This window comes from Amycolatopsis sp. NBRC 101858 (assembly GCF_030269325.1).
Lineage (GTDB): Bacteria > Actinomycetota > Actinomycetes > Mycobacteriales > Pseudonocardiaceae > Amycolatopsis > Amycolatopsis ponsaeliensis.
On record NZ_BSTD01000007.1, the window covers coordinates 491,784 to 512,333 of the forward strand.

Annotated in this window: 21 protein-coding genes; 9 read left to right on the plus strand and 12 right to left on the minus strand. The window is 71.5% G+C overall.

Going from position 1 to position 20,550, the window contains the following annotated elements; all coding sequences use genetic code 11:
• Positions 1-7: 7 nt before the first annotated feature.
• The 3 genes from QSK39_RS45640 to QSK39_RS45650 are packed head-to-tail and all read right to left on the minus strand — an operon-like array spanning position 8 to position 1,835.
• Positions 8-418, minus strand: coding sequence for an arsenate reductase/protein-tyrosine-phosphatase family protein (locus QSK39_RS45640; RefSeq protein ID WP_285484063.1), 411 nt, complete (start codon positions 416-418; stop codon positions 8-10).
• Positions 415-1,437, minus strand: a complete 1,023-nt coding sequence (arsB, locus tag QSK39_RS45645) for an ACR3 family arsenite efflux transporter (protein WP_285484355.1) — start codon at positions 1,435-1,437, stop codon at positions 415-417. The genes QSK39_RS45640 and arsB overlap by 4 nt, the downstream gene beginning before the upstream one ends.
• A 35-nt stretch (positions 1,438-1,472) precedes the next feature.
• A complete protein-coding gene (locus QSK39_RS45650; protein WP_285484064.1) occupies positions 1,473-1,835 on the minus strand; it encodes an ArsR/SmtB family transcription factor in 363 nt (120 codons plus the stop codon).
• 70 nt (positions 1,836-1,905) lie between these two features.
• Here QSK39_RS45650 and QSK39_RS45655 point away from each other — a divergent pair, with 70 nt between their 5' ends.
• Positions 1,906-2,361, plus strand: coding sequence for an ArsI/CadI family heavy metal resistance metalloenzyme (locus QSK39_RS45655; RefSeq protein ID WP_285484065.1), 456 nt, complete (start codon positions 1,906-1,908; stop codon positions 2,359-2,361).
• 12 nt (positions 2,362-2,373) lie between these two features.
• Here QSK39_RS45655 and QSK39_RS53200 read toward each other — a convergent pair whose 3' ends face one another.
• Positions 2,374-3,585 carry a GNAT family N-acetyltransferase gene (locus QSK39_RS53200; RefSeq protein ID WP_353051119.1) on the minus strand — a complete coding sequence of 404 codons (1,212 nt, stop codon included), beginning with the start codon at positions 3,583-3,585 and terminating at the stop codon, positions 2,374-2,376.
• The gene (locus QSK39_RS45670; protein WP_285484066.1) at positions 3,582-3,911 is read right to left on the minus strand and encodes an ArsR/SmtB family transcription factor; all 330 of its coding nucleotides are present in this window, start codon (positions 3,909-3,911) and stop codon (positions 3,582-3,584) included. Before QSK39_RS45670 ends, QSK39_RS53200 begins: the two co-directional genes overlap by 4 nt.
• 136 nt (positions 3,912-4,047) lie before the next feature.
• Between QSK39_RS45670 and QSK39_RS45675 the strand changes: the two genes are divergently transcribed.
• Genes QSK39_RS45675 through QSK39_RS45685 form a run of 3 tightly spaced genes read left to right on the plus strand, consistent with a single transcriptional unit; the run spans position 4,048 to position 5,305 of the window.
• Positions 4,048-4,374, plus strand: coding sequence for an ArsR/SmtB family transcription factor (locus QSK39_RS45675; protein ID WP_285484067.1), 327 nt, complete (start codon positions 4,048-4,050; stop codon positions 4,372-4,374).
• Entirely contained in the window at positions 4,371-4,859 is a 489-nt protein-coding gene (locus tag QSK39_RS45680; protein WP_285484068.1) for an SRPBCC family protein, read from the plus strand. Before QSK39_RS45675 ends, QSK39_RS45680 begins: the two co-directional genes overlap by 4 nt.
• Positions 4,856-5,305 carry a VOC family protein gene (locus tag QSK39_RS45685; protein ID WP_285484069.1) on the plus strand — a complete coding sequence of 150 codons (450 nt, stop codon included), beginning with the start codon at positions 4,856-4,858 and terminating at the stop codon, positions 5,303-5,305. The genes QSK39_RS45680 and QSK39_RS45685 overlap by 4 nt, the downstream gene beginning before the upstream one ends.
• A 7-nt stretch (positions 5,306-5,312) precedes the next feature.
• On the opposite strand, the gene QSK39_RS45690 is transcribed toward QSK39_RS45685, so the two are convergent.
• The 5 genes from QSK39_RS45690 to QSK39_RS45710 are packed head-to-tail and all read right to left on the minus strand — an operon-like array spanning position 5,313 to position 9,301.
• A complete protein-coding gene (locus tag QSK39_RS45690) occupies positions 5,313-6,212 on the minus strand; it encodes an alpha/beta hydrolase fold domain-containing protein (RefSeq protein WP_285484070.1) in 900 nt (299 codons plus the stop codon).
• An 8-nt stretch (positions 6,213-6,220) separates the two neighbouring features.
• On the minus strand, positions 6,221-6,652 hold the full coding sequence (locus QSK39_RS45695; RefSeq protein ID WP_285484071.1) for a DUF3237 family protein: 432 nt from the start codon (positions 6,650-6,652) through the stop codon (positions 6,221-6,223).
• On the minus strand, positions 6,649-7,224 hold the full coding sequence (locus QSK39_RS45700) for a TetR/AcrR family transcriptional regulator (RefSeq protein WP_285484072.1): 576 nt from the start codon (positions 7,222-7,224) through the stop codon (positions 6,649-6,651). Before QSK39_RS45700 ends, QSK39_RS45695 begins: the two co-directional genes overlap by 4 nt.
• Before the next feature lie 20 nt (positions 7,225-7,244).
• Positions 7,245-8,111, minus strand: a complete 867-nt coding sequence (locus tag QSK39_RS45705) for a VOC family protein (RefSeq protein ID WP_285484073.1) — start codon at positions 8,109-8,111, stop codon at positions 7,245-7,247.
• An 11-nt stretch (positions 8,112-8,122) separates the two neighbouring features.
• Positions 8,123-9,301, minus strand: a complete 1,179-nt coding sequence (locus QSK39_RS45710) for an FAD-dependent oxidoreductase (protein WP_285484074.1) — start codon at positions 9,299-9,301, stop codon at positions 8,123-8,125.
• A 119-nt stretch (positions 9,302-9,420) separates the two neighbouring features.
• Between QSK39_RS45710 and QSK39_RS45715 the strand changes: the two genes are divergently transcribed.
• Both QSK39_RS45715 and QSK39_RS45720 read left to right on the plus strand, forming a co-directional pair.
• Positions 9,421-10,095, plus strand: coding sequence for a TetR/AcrR family transcriptional regulator (locus tag QSK39_RS45715; protein WP_285484075.1), 675 nt, complete (start codon positions 9,421-9,423; stop codon positions 10,093-10,095).
• A 121-nt stretch (positions 10,096-10,216) separates the two neighbouring features.
• Entirely contained in the window at positions 10,217-13,405 is a 3,189-nt protein-coding gene (locus QSK39_RS45720) for a family 78 glycoside hydrolase catalytic domain (protein ID WP_285484076.1), read from the plus strand.
• Between the two features lie 45 nt (positions 13,406-13,450).
• On the opposite strand, the gene QSK39_RS45725 is transcribed toward QSK39_RS45720, so the two are convergent.
• Complete coding sequence (locus QSK39_RS45725; protein WP_285484077.1) at positions 13,451-14,485, minus strand: NAD-dependent epimerase/dehydratase family protein; 1,035 nt, start codon at positions 14,483-14,485, stop codon at positions 13,451-13,453.
• Positions 14,486-14,651: 166 nt separating this feature from the next.
• Between QSK39_RS45725 and QSK39_RS45730 the strand changes: the two genes are divergently transcribed.
• Positions 14,652-15,257 (plus strand): TetR/AcrR family transcriptional regulator, encoded by a 606-nt coding sequence (locus tag QSK39_RS45730; RefSeq protein ID WP_285484078.1) that lies wholly within the window; start codon positions 14,652-14,654, stop codon positions 15,255-15,257.
• A 17-nt stretch (positions 15,258-15,274) separates the two neighbouring features.
• Here QSK39_RS45730 and QSK39_RS45735 read toward each other — a convergent pair whose 3' ends face one another.
• Positions 15,275-15,682, minus strand: coding sequence for a DUF2255 family protein (locus QSK39_RS45735; protein WP_285484079.1), 408 nt, complete (start codon positions 15,680-15,682; stop codon positions 15,275-15,277).
• Positions 15,683-15,862: 180 nt separating this feature from the next.
• On the opposite strand from QSK39_RS45735, the gene QSK39_RS45740 reads away from it, so the two are divergent.
• Both QSK39_RS45740 and QSK39_RS45745 read left to right on the plus strand, forming a co-directional pair.
• Complete coding sequence (locus tag QSK39_RS45740; protein WP_285484080.1) at positions 15,863-17,521, plus strand: glycoside hydrolase family 99 protein; 1,659 nt, start codon at positions 15,863-15,865, stop codon at positions 17,519-17,521.
• Positions 17,522-17,672: 151 nt separating this feature from the next.
• Positions 17,673-20,519 carry an alpha-L-rhamnosidase-related protein gene (locus tag QSK39_RS45745; RefSeq protein ID WP_285484081.1) on the plus strand — a complete coding sequence of 949 codons (2,847 nt, stop codon included), beginning with the start codon at positions 17,673-17,675 and terminating at the stop codon, positions 20,517-20,519.
• Positions 20,520-20,550 lie beyond the last annotated feature (31 nt).

Below are 20,550 nucleotides of genomic sequence, written 5' to 3' on the forward strand. Positions count from 1 at the left end.
GCCCGGTTCACGCCTGCGCGGCCAGAAGCTCGGCGAGCAGCTCCCGCACCCGGCGGTCGATCTCGTCGCGGATCGGCCGGATGGCCTCGATTCCCTTGCCCGCGGGGTCGTCGAGCTGCCAGTCCAGGTAGCGCTTGCCGGGGAAGATCGGGCACGCGTCGCCGCAGCCCATCGTGATCACCACGTCGGCGGCCTCGACCGCGTCCGTCGTCAGCTTCTTCGGGACCTCGCGGGACAGGTCGAGCCCGAGCTCGGTCATCGCCTCGCGGACGGCGGGGTTGATGCTGTCGGCCGGCGCGGAGCCGGCCGAGCGGACGTCGATCGCGCCGCCGGCGTGGTGGGCCAGCAGAGCCGCGGCCATCTGGGAGCGGCCGGCGTTGTGCACGCAGACGAAGAGGACTTCGGGCTTGTGAGTCATCGAGGGCTCCCGGCGAAGCGGCGCCGCAGCGCAAGGGACACGTACACGAGGGCGACGAGCACCGGCACTTCGATCAGCGGCCCGACGACCCCCGCCAGCGCTTGCCCACTCGCGGCCCCGAAGGTCGCGATGGCCACGGCGATGGCGAGTTCGAAGTTGTTGCCCGCGGCGGTGAACGCGAGCGTCGTCGTGCGTTCGTAGCTCAGGCCCACGGCTTTGCCGAACGCGTAGGAGCCGGCCCACATCAGTCCGAAGTAGACCAGCAGCGGCACGGCGATCCGGACCACGTCCAGCGGCCGCGCGGTGATCTGTTCTCCTTGCAGGGCAAAGAGAATCACGATCGTGAACAGCAGTCCGTACAGCGCGGCCGGGCCGATCTTCGGCAGGAACCGCGTCTCGTACCAATCCCGGCCTCGAGCGCGTTCACCGAAGCGGCGGGTCAGGTATCCCGCGGCCAGCGGGATGCCCAGGAAGATCAGCACGCTCTTGGCGATCTGCCACCCGGACACCGCCAGGTCGGCCTGCGGCAGACCGAGCCAGCCGGGCAGGACCGAAAGGTAGAACCAGCCCAGCAGCCCGAACGCGACCACCTGGAACACCGAGTTCAACGCGACCAGCACGGCGGCGGCTTCGCGGTCGCCGCACGCGAGGTCGTTCCAGATGATCACCATCGCGATGCACCGCGCGAGGCCGACGATGATCAGCCCGGTCCGGTACTCCGGCAGGTCCGGCAGCAGCACCCACGCCAGCGCGAACATCAGCGCCGGGCCGATGATCCAGTTCAGGACCAGGGACGGCCACAGCAGCCGCCGGTCGCGGGTGACGGTGCCGAGCCGGTCATAGCGGACCTTCGCCAGCACCGGGTACATCATCACCAGCAGCCCGAGCGCGATCGGCAGCGAAATCCCGTCCACTTGCACCGCCGACAGCGCGGTGTTCAGCCCGGGAACCCCACGGCCGGCCAGCAGCCCGGCGACCATGGCGACCGCGATCCAGACCGGCAGCAGCTTGTCCATCATGGACAGACGAGGTGCCGTCCCGGTGTCGACGGAGGTCACGCCGTGACTGCTTCGCCGGTGGTGGTCAGCACCGCCGACAGCCGCGTCAGCACCTCCGGGTGCACGCGGTAGTAGATCCACGTGCCGCGCCGGTCGCCGGTGATGAGCCCGGATTCGCGCAGCACCTTGAGGTGGTGGGAGATGGTCGGGCCGGTCAGGTCGAAGGCGTCGGTCAGGTCGCACACGCACGCCTCGCCACCCGCGTGGGACGCGATCAGCGACAGCAGCCGCAGCCGGACCGGGTCGGCCATCGCCTTGAAGAGGTGCGACAACTCGACCGCCTGGTCCTGCGTCAGCGGCTCCCGCACCAGGGGCGCGCAGCAGGCGTCCATCGCGACGAGCGGCAGTTGCTTCGACATGCCTCTATATTGACAGGTTTCTACATAGAGGGCAATCTGCTTAGACATCCATCTATCAACGGAGGCAGCGATGTCGAGGGTGCAACTGGCCCTGCGGGTCGGCGACCTGGCGGGTTCGATCGACTTCTACTCCAAGCTGTTCGGCACCGAACCGGCCAAGCTCCGGCCGGGCTACGCGAACTTCGCCGTCGAGGAGCCTGCGCTGAAGCTGGTCCTGCTCGAAGGCGAGCCCGGCCAGGAGACGGTGATGGACCACCTCGGCGTGGAGGTCGAGTCCACGGACCAGGTCAACGCGGCCACCCAGCGGCTCACCGGCGAAGGCCTGGAGACGCTCACCGAGGACGACACGACGTGCTGCTACGCGGTGCAGGACAAGGTGTGGGTGCACGGGCCGGGCAAGGAGCCGTGGGAGGTCTACACGGTGAAGGGCGACTCGGCGGCGTACGGAAGCGACAGCGCCGCGCTGGTCACCCCGGCGACGTGCTGCACGAACGACGTCGCCAAGCCCGAAGGCTGCTGCAACTGAGTAACCCGCTCCCTAGGTGCCGACGCGCGTACTGCGCCGCTCGATCATGACGACGTCGCGCCAGAAGCCGTGGTGCTGCCCGACGCGTTCGCGGATCCCGATCTCGCGGAACCCGGCGCGGCGGTGCAGTTCCCGGCTCGCGGTGTTCTCGGGGAACACGCCGCTCTGGATCGTCCAGATCCCCGCGCTCTCGGTCGAGGCGATCAACGCCGCCAGCAGAGCCCGTCCGACTCCGCGGCCCCGCGCCTCGGGATCGACGTACACGCTGTGCTCGACAACGCCTTCGTAGACGCACCGCGAAGACACCGCGCTGATCGCTGTCCAGCCGACAACACTCCCGGCGGCGTCGAGGGCGACAAAGCGGTGGTCCGGGAGATGCACAGCGTCCCAGGTCTTCCAGTCGGGCGCGACGGTCTCGAAACTCGCCTGCCCGGTGTCCAGCCCGGCCTGGTAGATCGCCGGCACTCGATCCGCGTGCCCGGCTGTCATCGCCACGACCGGGATCGTTTTGGTGGCGCGGATGATCGCGGAGTGGAGCTTGTCGCCGACCTCGTGGGTCAGCTCGATCTCGATGTCGGCGAAGCCGGCTTCGCGCAGCAGCATCCGGTAGCGCCCGATGGTGAGCGCGCCACCGAGGCACTCGACCGCACCGGCCCGCCTGGCGCGTTCGGCGTCGGTGAGCGTGTCGTCGGCGACGATGTCGGCGACGCCGAGACGCCCACCGGCCCGCAGGACCCGGGCGATTTCGGCGAACACGGCGGGCTTGTCGGGCGAGAGCGCGATGACGCAGTTGGAGATGACGACGTCGACCGAGGCGGCCGGCAGCGGGATCTGCTCGATGGTGCCCTTGACGAACTCCGCGTTGAGCACGCCGGCCTGCTCGGCGTGCCGGCGGGCGAGGGTGAGCATGTCGTCGGTCATGTCCAGGCCGATCGCCCGCCCGTCCGGCCCGACGCGGCGCGCGGACAGCAGGACGTCCAGCCCGCCGCCGGACCCGAGGTCGAGCACGGTCTCGCCGGGCTTCAACTCGGCGACGACCAGGGGGTTGCCACAGCCGAGGCTCGTGGCGGTCACCTCGTCCGGGAGTTCCACGCCGGCGTAGTGGACGGCGCCGAGCCGGCCGGCATCCCGGTCGCCGGTGAGCAGGCCGGTTCCCGCACCGGTCAGGGCTCGCCGGGCGGCGGTGGCGTACCGGTCCCGGACGGCATCGCGGTCGGGGTTCATCCGGCCGCCTCTCCGGCTTCGGCGAACGGCCGGACACCCCGGCCCATGACGACGTCGGCCGCGCTCGGGAAGCAGGAGACGCACTCTTGGTTGATCCGGTAGAGCCGGGCGGTCCCGCGTGGTTCGACGAGCACGAACCCGACGCCGGCCAGGACTTTCAGGTGCGCGGAGACGGTGGACTGCCCCACGCTGACCCGCTCGACGACTTCCCCCACCGTCATCGGCCCGCCGGCTTCGGCGAGCAGGGTGACGATCTGCACGCGCGTCGGGTCCGCGAGCGCGCGAAACCAGCCGGCGTAGATCCCGGCGGTATCCCGACTCAGCACGGCAGCTCCTTCCATCGTTCATCGACGATAGCCGATGAATGACACGCGTGGAACCCCCTCCGGGCGAACGCACCGCTTGACACCGCCCCTGAACAGCCTATATAAACCACTCGGTTACAAAACCGAAAGGTTATCAATGGGCACGAGCAGCACCCTGGACGCGACCTTCGCCGCCCTCGCGGACCCCACCCGGCGGGCCATCCTCGCCCGGCTCGCGACCGGCGACGCCACCGTCACCGAGCTCGCCGCTCCCTTCGCGATGAGCCAGCCCGCCGTGTCGAAGCACCTCCGGGTGCTCGAGCGGGCCGGGCTGGTGAAACGCGGCCGGGACGCCCAGCGGCGGCCGTGCCACCTGGTGGCCGAACCGCTCAAAGCCGCCACCGCCTGGCTGGCCGGCTACCGGGACTATTGGGAAGCCAGCTACCGGCAGCTCGACGACCTGCTGAAGGACCTGCAGCCATGACGCTCCCGGGCCTTCAGGTCACCGAAGCGGGCGACACCGGGCTCGTGCTCACCCGGTCCTTCGCCGCTCCCGCCCACCTCGTCTTCGCCGCCCTCACCCAGCCCGACCTGCTGCGCCGCTGGCACGGCGCCCGCGGCTGGCACCTGACCGGCTGCGAAGTCGACCTGCGGCCCGGGGGTGCCTGGCGGTTCGTCTCCCACGGGCCCGGCGGCGCGGAAATGGAGATGTACGGCGAATTCCGCGAAGTCGAGCCGCCCGCGCGGCTCGTGCAGACCGAGATCCACCGCGGCTGGCCCGAAGGCGCCGCGCTCGTCACCACCGTCCTGGCCGAGGCCGATGGCCACACCACCATGACCGTCACCGTGCGGTACCCGTCACCGGAAATCCGCGACCAGGTCGTGCGCACCCCGATGCGACGCGGGGCCGGCGAATCCTACGACCGCCTCAGTTCCCTGCTCGACCACGAGAAACGAGACCACTCATGAGCGACAACGTCTTCGAGATCCCCGACGCTTCCGAGGTCGTCAACGCCCCCGGCAACCCGCCCGTGCCCCCGGGCGCGTTCCTGCTCGAACTCGTCCCGGTGCCGGTCTCGGACCTCGACCGGGCCATCGCCTTCTACCGGGACCAGGCCGGCTTCGCCCTCGACGTCGACGTCCGCCCGGCCGAGGGCGTCCGCATCGTGCAGCTCACCCCGCCCGGCTCGGCCTGCTCGATCTCCCTCACCGAAGGCGTCCAGCCGCTCGCCCTGCCGCCGGGCGCGATGCGCGGGCTGCACCTGGTGGTCGCCGACATCGAGCAGGCACGCACCCAGCTCGTCGAGCGCGGGGTCGAGGTCGGTCCCGTCGAAGACATGGGCGGCGTGCTCTACGCCTACTTCGCCGACCCGGACGGCAACACCTGGTGCCTGCAGCACATGCCCTGGCGCTGACGCGCCGTCACCCGCTCACCGCGCGTTCGACGTGCAGGGCCAGGAACGCGTACACCCGCCGGACCAGCTCGGGTTCTCCGCCCATGAGGTCGTACCCGTGGTCGACGCCGCGGATGTCGTAGTGCTCCACCAGCGCACCGGCCTCCGCGAGCTTGCCGGCGTAGGTGACGGCTTCGGCGCGCAGCCGGTCGTGCTCGCAGGTGATCACCAGTGCGGGCGCGATACCCGCCAGGCCGTCACCGTTGCTCCCCCACGCCGGCGACGCCAGCGGGTCCGTGCGACGGGCGGCGTCGGGGATGTAGGCGGTGTCGAAGACCTCCCCCATCCACGGCCGGATCACGACGCCCGGCGACGCGGGTTTCGCCGCGGCCGGGGTGACCAGGTCGAGCGGCGGGTAGTGCAGCACCTGCACCGCGATCTCCGGCCCGCCCTCGCGCAGCGCGAGCCGGGACGCCGCGGCCGCCAGTGAGCCGCCGGCGCTCTGCCCGCCGACGCACAGCCGTGCGCCCGCCCACTCCCGCTCGGGCGCGGCCGCCCACGCCAGCGCGTCGAAGACCTGTTCGCACGGCACGGGAAACCGCCGCGCCGGCGCGAGCGCGTAGTCGACGTTGACCACGAACACCCCGGCGTGCTCGGCGAGGTACCGGCACAGCGGGTCGTCCCCGATCGGGCCGCCCACCACGAACCCGCCGCCGTGGGCGTTGACGTACACACCTTTCGCCGGAACGCCTTCCCGCGGGCGGTAGAGGGTGGCGGGCATCGGCCCGTGCCGGGTCGGCACCGCGATTTCCGTGGTACGGCCGGGAATCTCGGGGAACAGCGGCCGCGGTTTGAGCGCGCGGGCGGCGGCCGCCCCCATCAGGCGGGCCACGCCGTCGGCGACGAACGGCTTCGACAGGATCGACACGGGCGACCTCACTTCACGCGGACCTGGTGGAACTCCAGCGAAACCCCGAGCGGCCGGGCGTCTTCCAGCCGCGGGACGAGCGTGCCGACGAGAACGGCGTCGTTCAGCCAGGAGTACGGGCCTTCGGGCGCTTCGATGCGCGGGGTCGTGACGATCCCCTGCGCGGTGAAGGCGCCGGTGTTGGTCACCGTGAGCACGACGCCGTCGTCGGTGCGGATGAGGTACTGCGCCGTCACGACCGCGACGCCGTCGCCGCGCACGACACTCCAGTCCGCGCCGATGCCGAGCACTTCTCCGGTGATCCGCGGGCCGGTGACGGTGCCGCCGGTGATCGGGATGACCCGGCGGTGCCCGGCCGGTGTCATCCCGGCGTCGATCGGTTCGGAGATCCGGACTTCCAGCCGGGCCACCAGGTCCATCGCGAGTTCGGGGTGGGTCATCGGTCCCCTTCCGGAAGTCCGCCGAGGGTGTGCATGAGCCGGACGAGGCGGTTGGTCAGCTTTTCGGGATCGAGGGGGTCTTCGTCGCCGAGCAGCCAGGCGTTGATCAGCGCGCCGGCGCCGCCGGTGAGGAACACCGCGAGGTCGTCCGCCGTCGCGGCGGGCACCTGGTCACCGAAGAGCGCCCGGACCACCTGGCGGTTGCCCGGGGCGAGCAGCTCGGTCAGGGCGGTGGTCAGCGCGAAGGCGCACGGGCCGGTGAGCAGGGCGCGGTAGAACGCGCGGTGGGCGGCGAAGTGCCGGGCCGTGGCGAGCACGGCGGCCCGGCCCGACTGCTCGCCGAGCACCAGTTCCCGCCGGGCGAGGTCGGTCGCCGCGGCGACCAGCAGCGCGTCCCGGTCGGCGAAGTGCAGGTAGACGAGCTGCCGGCTGACCCCGGCGGCTTCGGCGAGGTCGGTGACCGGGACGTTCGCGCTGCCGCGCCCGGACACCAGCTCGACCGCGGCCGCGAACAGCGCCGCGCGCGAACGCACGGCGCGCAGTTCGCGCCCGTCGGTGGTGCCGATGCTCACGTGAACTTTATAGACAGGTGTCAAAGAACTGGCAAGAGCCGGCCCGCGGTGAACCGCAGCAGGTTTCCCGACGGGTCCCGCACCCGCAGCACGTCCGCCGCAAGCTCGTGCGGGTAGCCCGCCGCGGCGAGCCGCCCGGCCAGCTCGCGCACGTCGGCCGCCTCGGGGAGCACCAGGTCGACGCCGACGAGGTGGGCACTGTCCTCGGGCACGGGCGCACCCCCGTCCGGGCTGAACCGGTTGGTGAAGACCAGCAGCGCGCGGTGCTCGACGACCCCGACCGCCAGGAACATGGTTCCCAAGCGGCCTTCGACGGCGAAGCCGAGCAGGTCGCAGTAGAAAGGCTCCGTGGCCGCCAGCTCCGGGTCGGTCACCTTGAGCTGGACGTGCCCGAGCTCGGTGCCCGCCGGCAGGCCGTCGAACGGCCGGTCCCAGCCGGGTTCGCCGGAGAAGTCCGTCATCGCCAAGGGATCGGCGACGAGCACCGGCCGGCCGTCCTGCCAGCGCCACTCCTCCCGCGGCCGGGCGGAGGTGACTTCGACGCAGTGACCGTCCGGGTCCACGACGTAGCACGAGCGCGCGACGACGTGATCGGTCAGCTGGAATCCGGTGTGCCGGGCCGTGTAGTGCCGGACGAACCGGGCCAGGTCCGCCGGGGTGGGCACTTGCGGCGCGAAGTGGCTGAGCCCGCTGCTCGACGACGGCGGCGGCTCCGCACCGGGGCGCTCGCGCAGGACGACGAACGCACGCCCCGGCACGCCCAGCCGGGCACCGTCTCCGTCGCGGTCGAGCAAGCGCAGGCCGATGTCGCGCGTGTAGTACTCCACGCTGCGGCCGAGGTCGGCGACCGTCAGTTCGACGGCGCCCAGGGCCAGGTCCCGGTCCATCCGATGTTCCTTCATTTCGCGCGGCTCCCCGCCGCGAACACGCGCTCGAACGGCCGGGTCAGCCGCGAAACGAGGCCCATGGCCCGGAAGAACCAGATGATCTTCCGCGGCGGCCCGTCGGCGAACATGAGGTCGAGGCCCTTTTGCGACGCGGCCGCGGACTTGGCGGCCCGGGGGAACATCTTCTTTTCGTAGACCGCGAGCGCGGTGTCGAGGTCGTCGTGCTCCAGGATCGCCCGGGCGAGATCGGCTCCGTCGATCAGCGCGAGGTTGGCTCCTTCGCCGGCGAACGGCGACATGAGGTGCGCGGCGTCGCCGACGACCGTCACCCCGGGGACCCGGTCCCAGGTGAGCCCGATCGGCAGGGCGTGGATCGGACGCGGCCGGATCGTGTCGTCGCAGTCGCGGATCAACCCGGTCAGGGACGGATCCCAGTCGGGAAACCGGCTCAGCAACGCCTCGCGGGCCTCAGCCGGGGACTCCCAGTCGATCCCGCCGGCGGAGACCCAGTCTTCGGGGACGCGGAAGCCGCAGCCGAGGGCGATGGTGTCCCCGCCGTGCCCGCCGAGGTACTTGCCGTCCGAGAGCGCGAAAAGGCTGCCCCGGCCGGTCAGGGCGAGCGCGTCCGGGTGCGCGGTGGCCGCGTCGGAGAGCCGGATCTCGACGATGGTGATCCCGGTGTAGGCGGGCTTGACCGGCGTCAGCAGGGCCCGGACCTTCGACCACGCGCCGTCGGCTCCGACGACCAGATCGGCACGCACCCCGCTGCCGTCGGCGAACTCCAGTCCGGGCCCCGGCCCCGCGGCGACGACCTTGCGTCCCCAGGCGACGGTGCCCGGCTCGAGCGAGTCGATGAGCAGCTGCCGCAAGGCTTTCCGGTCGATCTCCGGCCGGCCGTTGCCGCCGGGCGGCTCCCGGTGGTCGACGTGGACCCGGGCGTTCTTGTCGAGCACGCGGACGGCTTCCCCGCCGGCGTGCGTGCGTTCGCGGAACGCCTCGAGCAGGCCGGCCTCGGCGAGCGCGACCTGCCCGGTGTCGGCGTGGATGTCGAGCGAACCGCCCTGCTGACGGGCGGCGGCCGTCGCATCCGCTTCGTAGACGGTGACGGCCCTCCCGTTGCGCTGGAGGATTCGCGCGCAGGCCAGTCCGCTCAGGCCTGCGCCGACGATCGCGATGCTGGGTGTCGGCATGGGTTCAGCTCTCCGTTCGTCCGGTACGGCACTGACGAAGGGTATTCGTCTAGAACACCGTTCGTCAAGGAATCGACCGTGATTTGACGAACGGTGTTCGTGACGAATACCGTCGGCCGATGCCGTCCCGCGACCCTTTCCGCGCATCGCACGTAGCGAGCCGCCGCAACCGGCCGGCCAAGCCCCCGCTGAGCCGCGACGCGATCGTCGCGGAGGCGCTGCGCCAGATTTCGCAGGACGGCGGCGGGATGAGCCTGCGCAAGATCGCCACGGCACTCGACACGGGCCCGGCTTCGCTCTACGCCTACGTCGACGACCTGAGCGAGCTGCAGGCACTGGTCCTCGACCACGCGCTGGACGAGGTCACCGTCGGCGCGGCCGGCGAGCCGTGGCGCGCCCGGCTCGAGCGGCTTCTTCGTTCCTACGCGGAGGTTCTGGCGAAGAGCCCCGCCCTTGCCCAGCTGGCCTTCCAGACGGTCGCCGTGGGACCCAACGCGCTGCGCATCGCCGAAGCCCTCCTCGAGATCCTGGACGAAGCCGGCGTCGAGCCGGCGACCGCCGCGTGGGCCATCGACATGCTGACGATGTCGATGGCCGCGGCCGCGGCGGGCCACGCCTACGGCCTGGACCCCGCCGCGCCGGACAGCCCGGTCGCCCAGGCGGTCGACCGGGTGTCGGCGGACGAGTACCCCCGTGTGCACGCGGCCCGGGCGGACATCATGTCCGGCACCGGGGACGAGCGGTTCGCCTGGTCGGTGGACGTCCTGATCCGCGGCATCCTCGCGCGCCCCTGACCCGGCGGCCGTTGTCACTTCCGGAGAAGCGCTATATCGTTTCTCCATCGCGGCGGGTTGAAACGATTCAAGGCCGCGGCCACGCCCTGCGACGACGGAGGACAGTGCGATGAGATCGCGGATGACGGGAATCTCGGCCGCACTGGTGGTCGTGCTGGCCATGCCCGTCCTCGGGACGGCCCCGGTGCTGGCCGACCCGGGCACCGTCGCCGGGGCGCGGGACCTGCGGCCCGGGGCGCTGACGGTCGAGCACCAGGCGGATCCGCTCGGCATCGACGTCGCCAAGCCCCGGCTCGGCTGGACGCTGAACCCGGACGTGGCCGGTGGCCGGCAGTCGGCGTACGAGGTGCAGGTGTCCTCGGCGCCGGGGCGGGCGGGCGACGTGTGGGACAGCGGAAGGGTTTCGTCGGCGAAGTCGTTCGACGTCGAGTACGCCGGCGCCGCCCTGCGCCCGCGGACCCGGTACTCCTGGCGGGTCCGTGTCTGGGACGCCGATCGGCGGGCGTCGGCGTGGAGCGAAGCCGCGTGGTTCGAGACCGCTTTCCTGGACGGCAAGGACTTCCAGGGCGACTGGATCGGAGCGCGCGCGGAGCCGGTCACCACCTCGCTGCAGGGAGCGAGCTGGATCTGGTACCCCCAGGGAAATCCGGCGGACTCCGCGCCGGTCGGCACGCGGTACTTCCGGCGGACGGTCGACCTGCCCGCCGGCGCCCGCGTCACGGCGGCCCACTTCCAGCTGACCGCCGACGACAGCTTCGTCCTCCACGTCAACGGAAAGCAGGTCGCGGCCTCGCCCCAGGTCGCCGACTCGTGGCGGACGGCCGTCGACGTCGACCTCACGGCCGAACTGCGTCCCGGGCGCAACGTCCTCGCGATCCAGGCCGCCAACGCCCAACCCGGGCCGTCGGGGCTCGTCGGCAAGCTGCACCTCGAGACGGCGGACGCGAGCCCGGCCGACATCGTCACCGACACCGCGTGGAAGGTGTCCGACACGGACACCCCGGGGTGGCGGCAACCGGACTTCGACGACTCGGCGTGGCCGGCGTCGCTGGTGGCCGCCGCCTACGGATCGGGCCCCTGGGGAAACTCCGTCACGACGACGACCCCGCCGGAACCGTTGCTGCGCAAGGACTTCACGGCGAAGAAGCCGATCCGGTCCGCCCGTGCCTACATCGCCGGTCTGGGCTACTACAAGCTCTACCTCAACGGCCGGCGGGTCGGCGACCACGAGCTCGACCCCGCGTTCACGGTCTACGACAAGACGGACCTCTACGCGACCTACGACGTGACCCAGGCGCTGCGCTCCGGCGACAACGCGATCGGCGTGAGCCTGGGACGCGGCTACTACGCGATGACCAACCCGGACGAGTGGCTGAGCTCGCCGTGGCACAGCGAGCCGAAGCTGAAGCTCGAGCTCGACATCACCTATGCGGACGGGACGAGCGGGCGCGTCGTCAGCGACGGGAGCTGGTCGCTCGCCGACGGTCCCACGACGGCGGAATCCCTGTGGTTCGGCGAAACCTACGACGCCCGGCTCGCGCAACCGGGCTGGAACGACACCGGGTTCGACGACTCCGGCTGGCGCCCCGCCCGCGTCGTCCCGGCGCCCGCGGGTGCGCTCCGGGCGCAGTCGTTCCCGCCGATCAAGGTCACCGGCACGCTCCCGGCCACCAAGGTGACCACCCCCGCCCCCGGGACGACGGTGCGCGACTACGGCTCCCCGACCGCGGGCTGGGCCGGTGTCACCGCGCGCGGACCGGCCGGCGCCACCGTGACGATCACCTACGGCGAGAAGCTGAAAGCCGACGGCACCGTCGACAACGTCGGCGGTTTCGGGATGCAGCTGCAGAAGTACGCGTTCATCCTCAAGGGCAGCGGGCCGGAGACGTTCACCCCCAGCTACTCCTACGCCGGCTTCCAGTACGTCCAGGTCACCGCACCCGAAGGCGTCACCGTCGATGCGGTGACCGCGCAGCGCGTCCACACCGCGGTCACCAGGACCGGTGCTTTCACCAGCTCGAGCGACCTGTTCAACCGCTACCACGACGCGCAGGCGAACACGATCCTCAACAACCTGCACTCGGTGCCGACCGACACCCCGATGTACGAAAAGCGGCCCTACACCGCGGATGCCTTCCTGTCCGCCGACTCCGCCGTCGCCAGCTACGACATGCAGGACTTCTACGAGAACTGGCTGCGCGACCACCGGGACGACCAGAACCCGGACGGGTCGGTCGGCCAGACCGTGCCCGCGACGGTGGGCGGCAAGAAGGTCACCGACCCGGTGTGGTCGGCGAGCTTCGTGCTGATCGCCTGGGACCTGTACTGGTACTACGGTGACACGCGCGCGCTCGCGGAGAACTACGACGCGATGAAGGCGTGGCTCGGCTTCTACGAACGCGACATCGCCAAGACCGGCAACGTCTACACGGGTTTCAGCTACGGCGACTGGCTCGCGCCCGGCGCGGCGAACCCGCCGGAGGGCACCCGGCTCTCCGGCACCGCCTACCTCCACAAGACCGCCACCACCATGGCCGGGATCGCGCGCGCGTTGGGTCACGGCGCCGATGCCGCGCACTTCGACGCCCTGGCGGGCACGATCGCGAACGCCCTCAACGCGACGTTCTTCGACAAGGCGGCCGGTGCCTACTACGACGACCGCGCGGCCGGGTACCGCCAGACGTCCAATCTGCTGCCGCTGAGCTTCGGCATCGTGCCTGAGGCGGACCGCCCGACCGTCGCCGCCCACCTCGTCCAGGACATCCGGTCGCGCGGTGTCCACCTGAACACCGGCGCGCTGGGCACGAAGCTCATCCTCCCGGCGCTCACCGACGCCGGCTACGGCGACCTCGCCTACCAGGTGGCGACCAACCCGGCCTACCCCGGCTGGGGCTACTGGTTCCAGGAGCTCGGGGCCACGACGATGTGGGAGGAGTGGGGCGCCACCTCACGGTCGCACGACCACGCCTTCCTCGGCACCGTCGACGACTGGCTGTACCAGCGCGTCGCCGGGATCCAGCCGGCCGCGCCCGGCTACACGGCGATCAGGATCCGGCCCTACCCGGTCGGCGGTCTCACGAACGCGTCCGCGTACGTCGACTCGCCGCTCGGCCGTGTGAGCTCGGCCTGGACCCGCGACCAGGGCCGGTTCACGCTGCGCACCGCCGTACCGGCCGGGGCGACGGCCGAGGTCTTCGTCCCCGGCCGGGCCGTGCAGGCTCCCCCGGGCGCCCGGTTCGAGGGCGTGCGCGACGGGTACGCCGCCTTCCGCGTGGGTCCGGGCGACCACGTGTTCCGCTCGACGACCTGAACCGGCCGTCGTCGTCGAGCTGACCCGTGGCACGCACGCCGTGGTTCAGGAGACCACGACGTCGTGGTCGAGGAGGCTGCGCGCGCAGTCGAGGACGCTGGCCGCGGCCGGGCGGGGCGCCCAGTCCAGCAGGCGCTTCGCCTTCGCGGTGCTGTGGCGGTTGCGGCGGCCGAGGCCCGGCATCACGTCGCGCAGGGACTTGTCGAACAGCGCCGCGGCGCGGACGGCGAAGTCCGGCAGCTGCCGGGTGGGCACCTTCGCCCCCGCGTCGCCGAGGCCTTCGCGCAGGATGACCGCGATGTCGTGCATCCACAGGAATTCGCCGGTCGCGAGGAAGCGCTGCCCGGCGGCCTCCGGGGCGGTCATCGCCCGGACGTGGACGTCGGCGAGGTCCCGGACGTCGACGACCTCCAGGCCGATGCGCGGCGTGCCCGGCATCGCCCCGGACAGCATCCGCGCGATGATCCGCACCGACCCGAGCGTGTCGGGCGAGAGCAGCGGCCCGAACACCGCGCCCGGCAGGACCGTCGCGAGCGTCATCGGTCCCTCACAGGAGTCCATGAACTCCCACGCCGCCCGCTCGGCCGCGGTCTTGGACCGCCGGTAGGCGGGGAGCTTCGGGGTGGCGAGGTCCGTCCACAGTGTCTCGTCGGTGACCCCTTCGGAGCGGTAGGAGGCCGGGCTGGCGGTGTTCGCCGCCGACGTCATGACCACCCGGCGGACACCGGCCGCAGCCGCGGCGCGCAGCACGCGCACGGTGCCGTCGCGGGCCGGGACCAGCAGCGCCTGCTCCTCGTCCCCGGTGTTCGCCTCGTCCGCGCCGAGCGGGGAGGCCACGTGCAGGACGTAGTCGCAGCCGTCCACGGCGGCCTTCCAGCCGTCGTCGGCGGTCAGGTCGGCGACGGCGAACTCGAGGTGGTCCACCCGGTCCGACACCGTCGCGACCGCGCGCCGGACGCGCTCGCCCCGGCTCGCGTCGCGGACGGTCGCCCGCACGTCGTAGCCGCGGCCGAGCAGCTCCGCGACGCACCAGCCGGCCACGTAGCCGGTCCCGCCGGTCACCAGCACCGTTTCCGCCATGCTGCCCTCCTTCAGTTTCATTAGCCAATCGGCTAATGAAACCAGCGTAGCACCACGACTGCGCCCCTGCCCCGCGCGGGAACGGCCCGACCCGGAAACCCGCGTCCGCCAAGGGTTTCCGCCACGTGTCGAAGCCCTGGCCGCCGGGTGCGGTTAGCATGACCGCATGGCGGCGACCAGGGCGGCTCAGGCCGAGCGGACCAGGCAGGCAGTGCTCGACACGTCGCGGAGCCTGTTCCTGGAACACGGCTTCGACGCCACCTCGCTGCAGACCATCGCCGACACCATGGGCGTCACGAAGGCCAACGTCTACTACTACTTCCGCACCAAGATCGCGATCCTCGAAGAGCTGCTCGCCCCCACCGTGGCGGCGCTCACCGAGCGGCTCCGAGCGGCCGAGCGCATCACCGACCGCGCCGAACGCGTCGACTACCTGATCACCACGTGGGTCGAGCAGGTCGTGACCGCCTACCGCACGCTCGCCCCCATGAGCCGGCACGACCCGATCGTGCGCCGCCACGAGCGGATCAGCCGCGAGCTCGACGAGCTGAGCCACCGCGGCCTCGAGCTGATGTTCGGGCCGGACCCCACGGTCGACGAGCGGGCCGCGTACTGGCTCATCAGCGATCTCGGCGTGGTGAACCGCCGGCTGGACCACCTCTCCGACGACGAGCTGCGCGAGACGCTCACCCGGTTGTGCCGCCGGGTGGTCGGCGACCTCCCGGCCGCCGGGCGCGGATCCGGAACCCGGCAGCGAGCTTCGCGCCGGTGAGCTGACCGACCGGAAGCTCAGGCGCGCGGAACCGGGGCCAGCCGCAGGGTCGTGGCCGCGGCGGAATCGTTCACCATGTCTCCGGCCGATCCCTCACCGAAGCGGCCGTACTTGACGCGGTAAGCGGCATCGACGGCGGCGCGGTCCTCGAGGCCGACGTCCTCGATCGCGACGTCGGCTTCCCAGCCCTCGACCCCGATCCGCGCCCGGTGGGTACGCAATGCCTGGCCGAACCACCCGGTGTCGCGCCGGTACCAGGTCCGGACGTAGACGTGCGAACCCGCGCACACGACCCACACCGGCACCGCCCGCCGCAGCGTGCCGTCGGCCTGCCGGACGGCGATCTCTAGTTCGCGGGCCACGTCGAGCCGCGCCAGGTCGGCCGACGACCACAAGTCGGTTCGGCGGACGAGGTTCTCTGCCATGAGAACCACGGTAAAACCTGGACTGAGATCGAGGTCAACCACTGCCGGAGCCAGGCAACATCTTGCGTGATTCGATCGGAAAATTTCAGAAATCAATACGAGTATTGCCACTTCTTGGCCAAAGACCTACAGTCCTCTCACCGGCAGACGTACTCGTGCAGCGTGGCGGGAGGAACGGGCATGGCGATCTCGCGCAGGACGTTCATCGGCTCGGCCGCGGCCGCTTCGGCCTGGGGCGCCCTGTCCCTCGCCGGTGCCCCCGGTGCCGCGGCGGCCGGCTCGCCCGGGGACGTCGTCGGCAAGATCACCGTCGGGTACCAGGGCTGGTTCGCCTGCGCCGGCGACGGCGCGCCGATCGGCGGCTGGTGGCACTGGAGCCAGAACTGGAGCCAGACCCCGTCGCCCGGCAACAACGTCATCAAGGCCTGGCCGGACATGCGCGAGTACACCCGCACCTACCCGACCGCCTACGGCAGCCTCGGCAACGGGCAGCCCGCCACCCTCTTCTCTTCCTACGACCAGCAAACCGTCGACACGCACTTCCTGTGGATGCAGCAGAACGGCTGCGACACCGCCGCGCTGCAACGCTTCAACCCCAACAGCAGCGAAGGCCCGACGCGCGACGCGATGGCCGCCAAGGTCCGCAGCGCCGCCGAGGCGCACGGCCGGAAGTTCTACATCATGTACGACGCCACCGGCTGGGCGAACATGCAGCCGGAGATGAAGGCCGACTGGACGGCGAAGATGTCGGCGCACACCGCGTCGCCCGCCTACGCCCGCCAGAACGGCAAACCGGTCGTCTGCATCTGGGGTTTCGGCTACAACGACGGCAACCACCCGTGGGACGCGAGCACCTGCCTCGACGTCGTGAACTGGTTCAAGGGCCAGGGTTGTTACGTCATCGGCGGCGTGCCGCGGGAATGGCGCACCGGCGACGGCGGTTCGCGGCCGGGCTTCGGCGACGTCTACCGCGCGTTCAACATGATCTCGCCGTGGATGGTCGGCGCCGTCGGCGACGTGGCCGGCTCGGACTGGATGTACGCGAACCTCAACGTCCCCGACGCGGCCGACTGCGCCGCCCACGGCATCGACTACCAGCCGTGCGTGCTGCCCGGCGACGTCTCCGGGCGCCAGCGCGCCCACGGCGACTTCATGTGGCGCCAGTTCTACAACATGGTGCGCGCCGGCGCGCAGGGCATCTACATCTCGATGTTCGACGAATACGGCGAAGGCAACCAGATCGCGAAGACCGCGGAAACCGCCGCCATGTCCCCCGCCGGCCTGCTCGCGCTCGACGAAGACGGGACGGCGTGCTCGTCGGACTACTACCTGCGCCTGACCGCCGACGGCGGCCGCATGCTCAAGGGGCAGATTCCGCTCACCCCGACCCGCCCGACCTCGCCGACGCTGACCACCGGCGGCTCGACCGACCTCGCCCGCGGCCGCGCCACCGCCGAAAGCAGCCACACCCAGAACTACGGCTCGGGCAACGCCGTGGACGGAAACGCCGACAGCTACTGGGAAAGCGCGAACAACGCGTTCCCCCAATGGCTCCAGGTCGACCTGGGGACGGCCACCGCGGTGACGCGGATCGTGGTGGCCGTGCCGCCGTCGAGCGCGTGGGGCACCCGGACGCAGACGCTGGCCGTGTCGGGGTCCGCCGACGGCACCACGTTCACCACCCTCGTTCCCGCGACGGGGTACGTCTTCGATCCGGCGCGGGGCAACAGCGTCACCATCACCGTTCCGGCCGGCAGCCGCCGGTTCCTCCGCCTGACCTGCACCGGCAACACCGGGTGGCCGGCCGGCCAGATCGCCCGGTTCGAGGCCTACAGCTGAGTTCCCGGCCGGCTGGGCATTGACATGGTCTCCGGCGTGGAGCACCCTGGCGGGAACGAACTCGTCTAGACCAATCTGCCCTCTTGTGCTCCGCTCGCTCGCAGCACCTCGTCCGGTCCGGATTTGAAACGTTCCAATCCTGGAGGTCGCCATGCGTTCCGCCGGCTTGGCCGCTGCCTTGCTCCTGGTTCTCCTGGCCACACCGCCCGTCGAAGCCGGCGCTCCGCCGCGCACCTCGGCCGCCCTGGCGCCCCCGCCCGGGGCGCTCGAGGCGCTGAACCTTTCGCCGACGTCGCGGACGGTGCGGCCGGTCGCCGTCCAGGGCACTTCCGGCTCGGTGGCCAACCCGCAGAACGTGCTGACCGGGCAAGCGACCCGGCTCTCCGGGACGAACTCCGCGATCACGCTCGACTTCGGCAAGGAGGTCGGCGGGATCGCCACGCTCTCGTTCGGCGCGACCAGCGGCAGCCAGCGGGCCGGGCTCGCGTTCACCGAGTCGTCGCTCTACATCGGACGCACGAGCGACGCGAGCAGCGGCGGCAACGCCGACGGCGCGATCCACGGGAACGCCCCCACCAACGGGACCTACACGATGCCGGCGGCGAGACTGCGTGGCGGCTTCCGGTACTTGACGGTCTTCCTGGACACGACGGGCTGGGTGGATCTCACCGGCGTGTCCCTCGCCTTCACGCCCGCGCCGGGCAAACCGAACCCCGCGGCGTACGCGAACTACTTCTACTCGAGCGACGACCTGCTCAACCGGATCTGGTACGCGGGCGCGTACACCGTGCAGACCAACATCATCGCGAGCGACCAGGGCCGGGCCTGGCCACCGCCGTCGTCCGAATGGGACAACAGCGCCGTGGTCGGCGTGGGCAATTCCGTGCTGGTGGACGGCGCCAAGCGCGACCGGACCGTCTGGCCCGGTGACCTCGGCATCTCGGTCCCGACCGCCTACGCGTCGATGAACGAGCTGGAAGCCACCCGGAACGCGCTGTCGACCATGTACGGCGCGCAGGCCGCCAGCGGGGAGATTCCGTGGTCCGGCCCCGTGTTCAACCTCAAGGGGTCGGACACCTACCACACGTGGACCCTGCTCGGGACGTCGTTGTACTACACGTACTCCGCCGACCGGGCCTGGCTCGACTCGGTGTGGTCGAACTACACCCGCGGGATGCAGTTCATCCTCGGCAAGATCGACTCGGGCAACCTGCTCAACGTGACCGCGACGCAGGACTGGGCACGCGCCGGCCAGGGTGGCGAGAACATCGAGGCCAACGCGCTGCTCTACGCCGCGCTCACCGGCGGCGCCTCCCTCGCGACCGTCAAGGGCGACAGCGGTTTGGCGGCCACGTACGCGAACCGGGCGGCCGCGCTGAAGGCCGCGGCGAACGCCCGGCTCTGGGACTCCGGTGCGGGCATGTACCGCGACAACCCGGCCAGCGGCCTGTACCCGCAGGACGGCAACTCGCTCGCGGTCTGGTACGGCCTGACCGACTCGCCGTCGAAGGCCACCAGCATCGTCCGGGCCCTCGCCGGGCGCTGGAACGCCTTCGGCGCGACGACCCCCGAGTGGGGCGGCGGCGTGCACCCCTTCTCCGGCGGCATGGAGGTGCAGGCGCACTTCGCCGCGGGTGACGACTTCACCGCCCTCGCCCAGATCCGCCGCACCTGGGGCCACATGCTGACCAGCCCGGTCGGCACCAAGAGCACCTTCTGGGAAGGCATCAACGCCGACGGCAGCCCGGCCTACGGCGGGTCGTTCATGAGCATGGCGCACGGCTGGTCGAGCGGCCCGACCTCCGCGCTGACCTTCGCCGTGCTGGGCACCGCGCCGGAAACCCAGGTGGGCCAGTACCGGTTCGTCCCCCACCCCGGTGACCTCACCAGCGCCGAGGGCCGCATCACGCTTCCGCAGGGGCCGGTGAACGCGTCCTGGTCCCGCGATCCCGGCGCCGGCACCTACACCGCGCACCTCGGCAGCCCGGGCGGCACGACGGGCCGGATCGGCGTGCCCAAGCTGGGTGGCGCGAACATCTCAGTGTCCGTGAACGGCGCGGTCGTGTGGAGCGGCAACACCTTCACGCCTCGCCCCGGGATCAGTGCCGCTTCGCAGGACGGCGACTACGTCTACCTCACCGGCGTCGCGCCGGGCACCTACGACGTGACCGCCACCGGTCTCGGCAACCCGGCCCCTCCCCTGCTGCCTGCCGCCGCCGGTCTTCCCGCCGGTTTCACCCACTGCGCGGCGGAAAGCGGTCAGTGCGCCTTCTCCGGCACCCGCGGCGTCGCCTACGGCGCCGGGACGTACACGGTCAAGACCGCGACCTCGGCGACCGCCTGCACGAACGACGCGTTCGGGACCGACCCGGCCGCGAACCTGGCCAAGTCCTGTTACGTGGCACCGCTCGGCGGCCCGGCCGGGTACTCGGCCTGCGCCGCCGAGAACGGCACCTGTTCGTTCACCGGGTACGGCCGCACCATCGCCTACGGCGCGAACGGGGTGTTCGCCTACCGGGTGTTCAGCGCCGGCACCCCGTGCACGAACGCCGTCTTCGGCGACCCGATCGCCAACGTCGCGAAGACGTGCTACCTCGCCCCGGCCGGACCACCCGCGGGCGGCTGGAGCCAGTGCGCGGCCGAGGGCGGTTCCTGTCCGGCCGTCAGCGGCCAGCCGGTGGCGTACGGCGCGTTCGGTGCCTTCCGGTACGCCACCGCCTCGGGGACGGTCGGCTGTGCCAACGGTTCCTTCGGCGGCGACCCGATCCCGGGCGAGGCCAAGGCGTGCTACACGAGGGACGGCAGCCCACCCGGCTACGCAACGTCGTGTGCGGCGGAAGGGGCGACCTGCGGGTTCGCCGGACAGCGAACGGTCGCGTACGGCGCACGGGGAGCGTTCGTGTACCGCACGTTCACCGGCGGAACGCCGTGCACGACCGCGGCATTCGGCACGGACCCGCTGCCGGGGATCGCGAAGTCCTGCTACTTGACGCCGTGAACCGGGGCGGGCCCGGAACATCGTCGCGGCG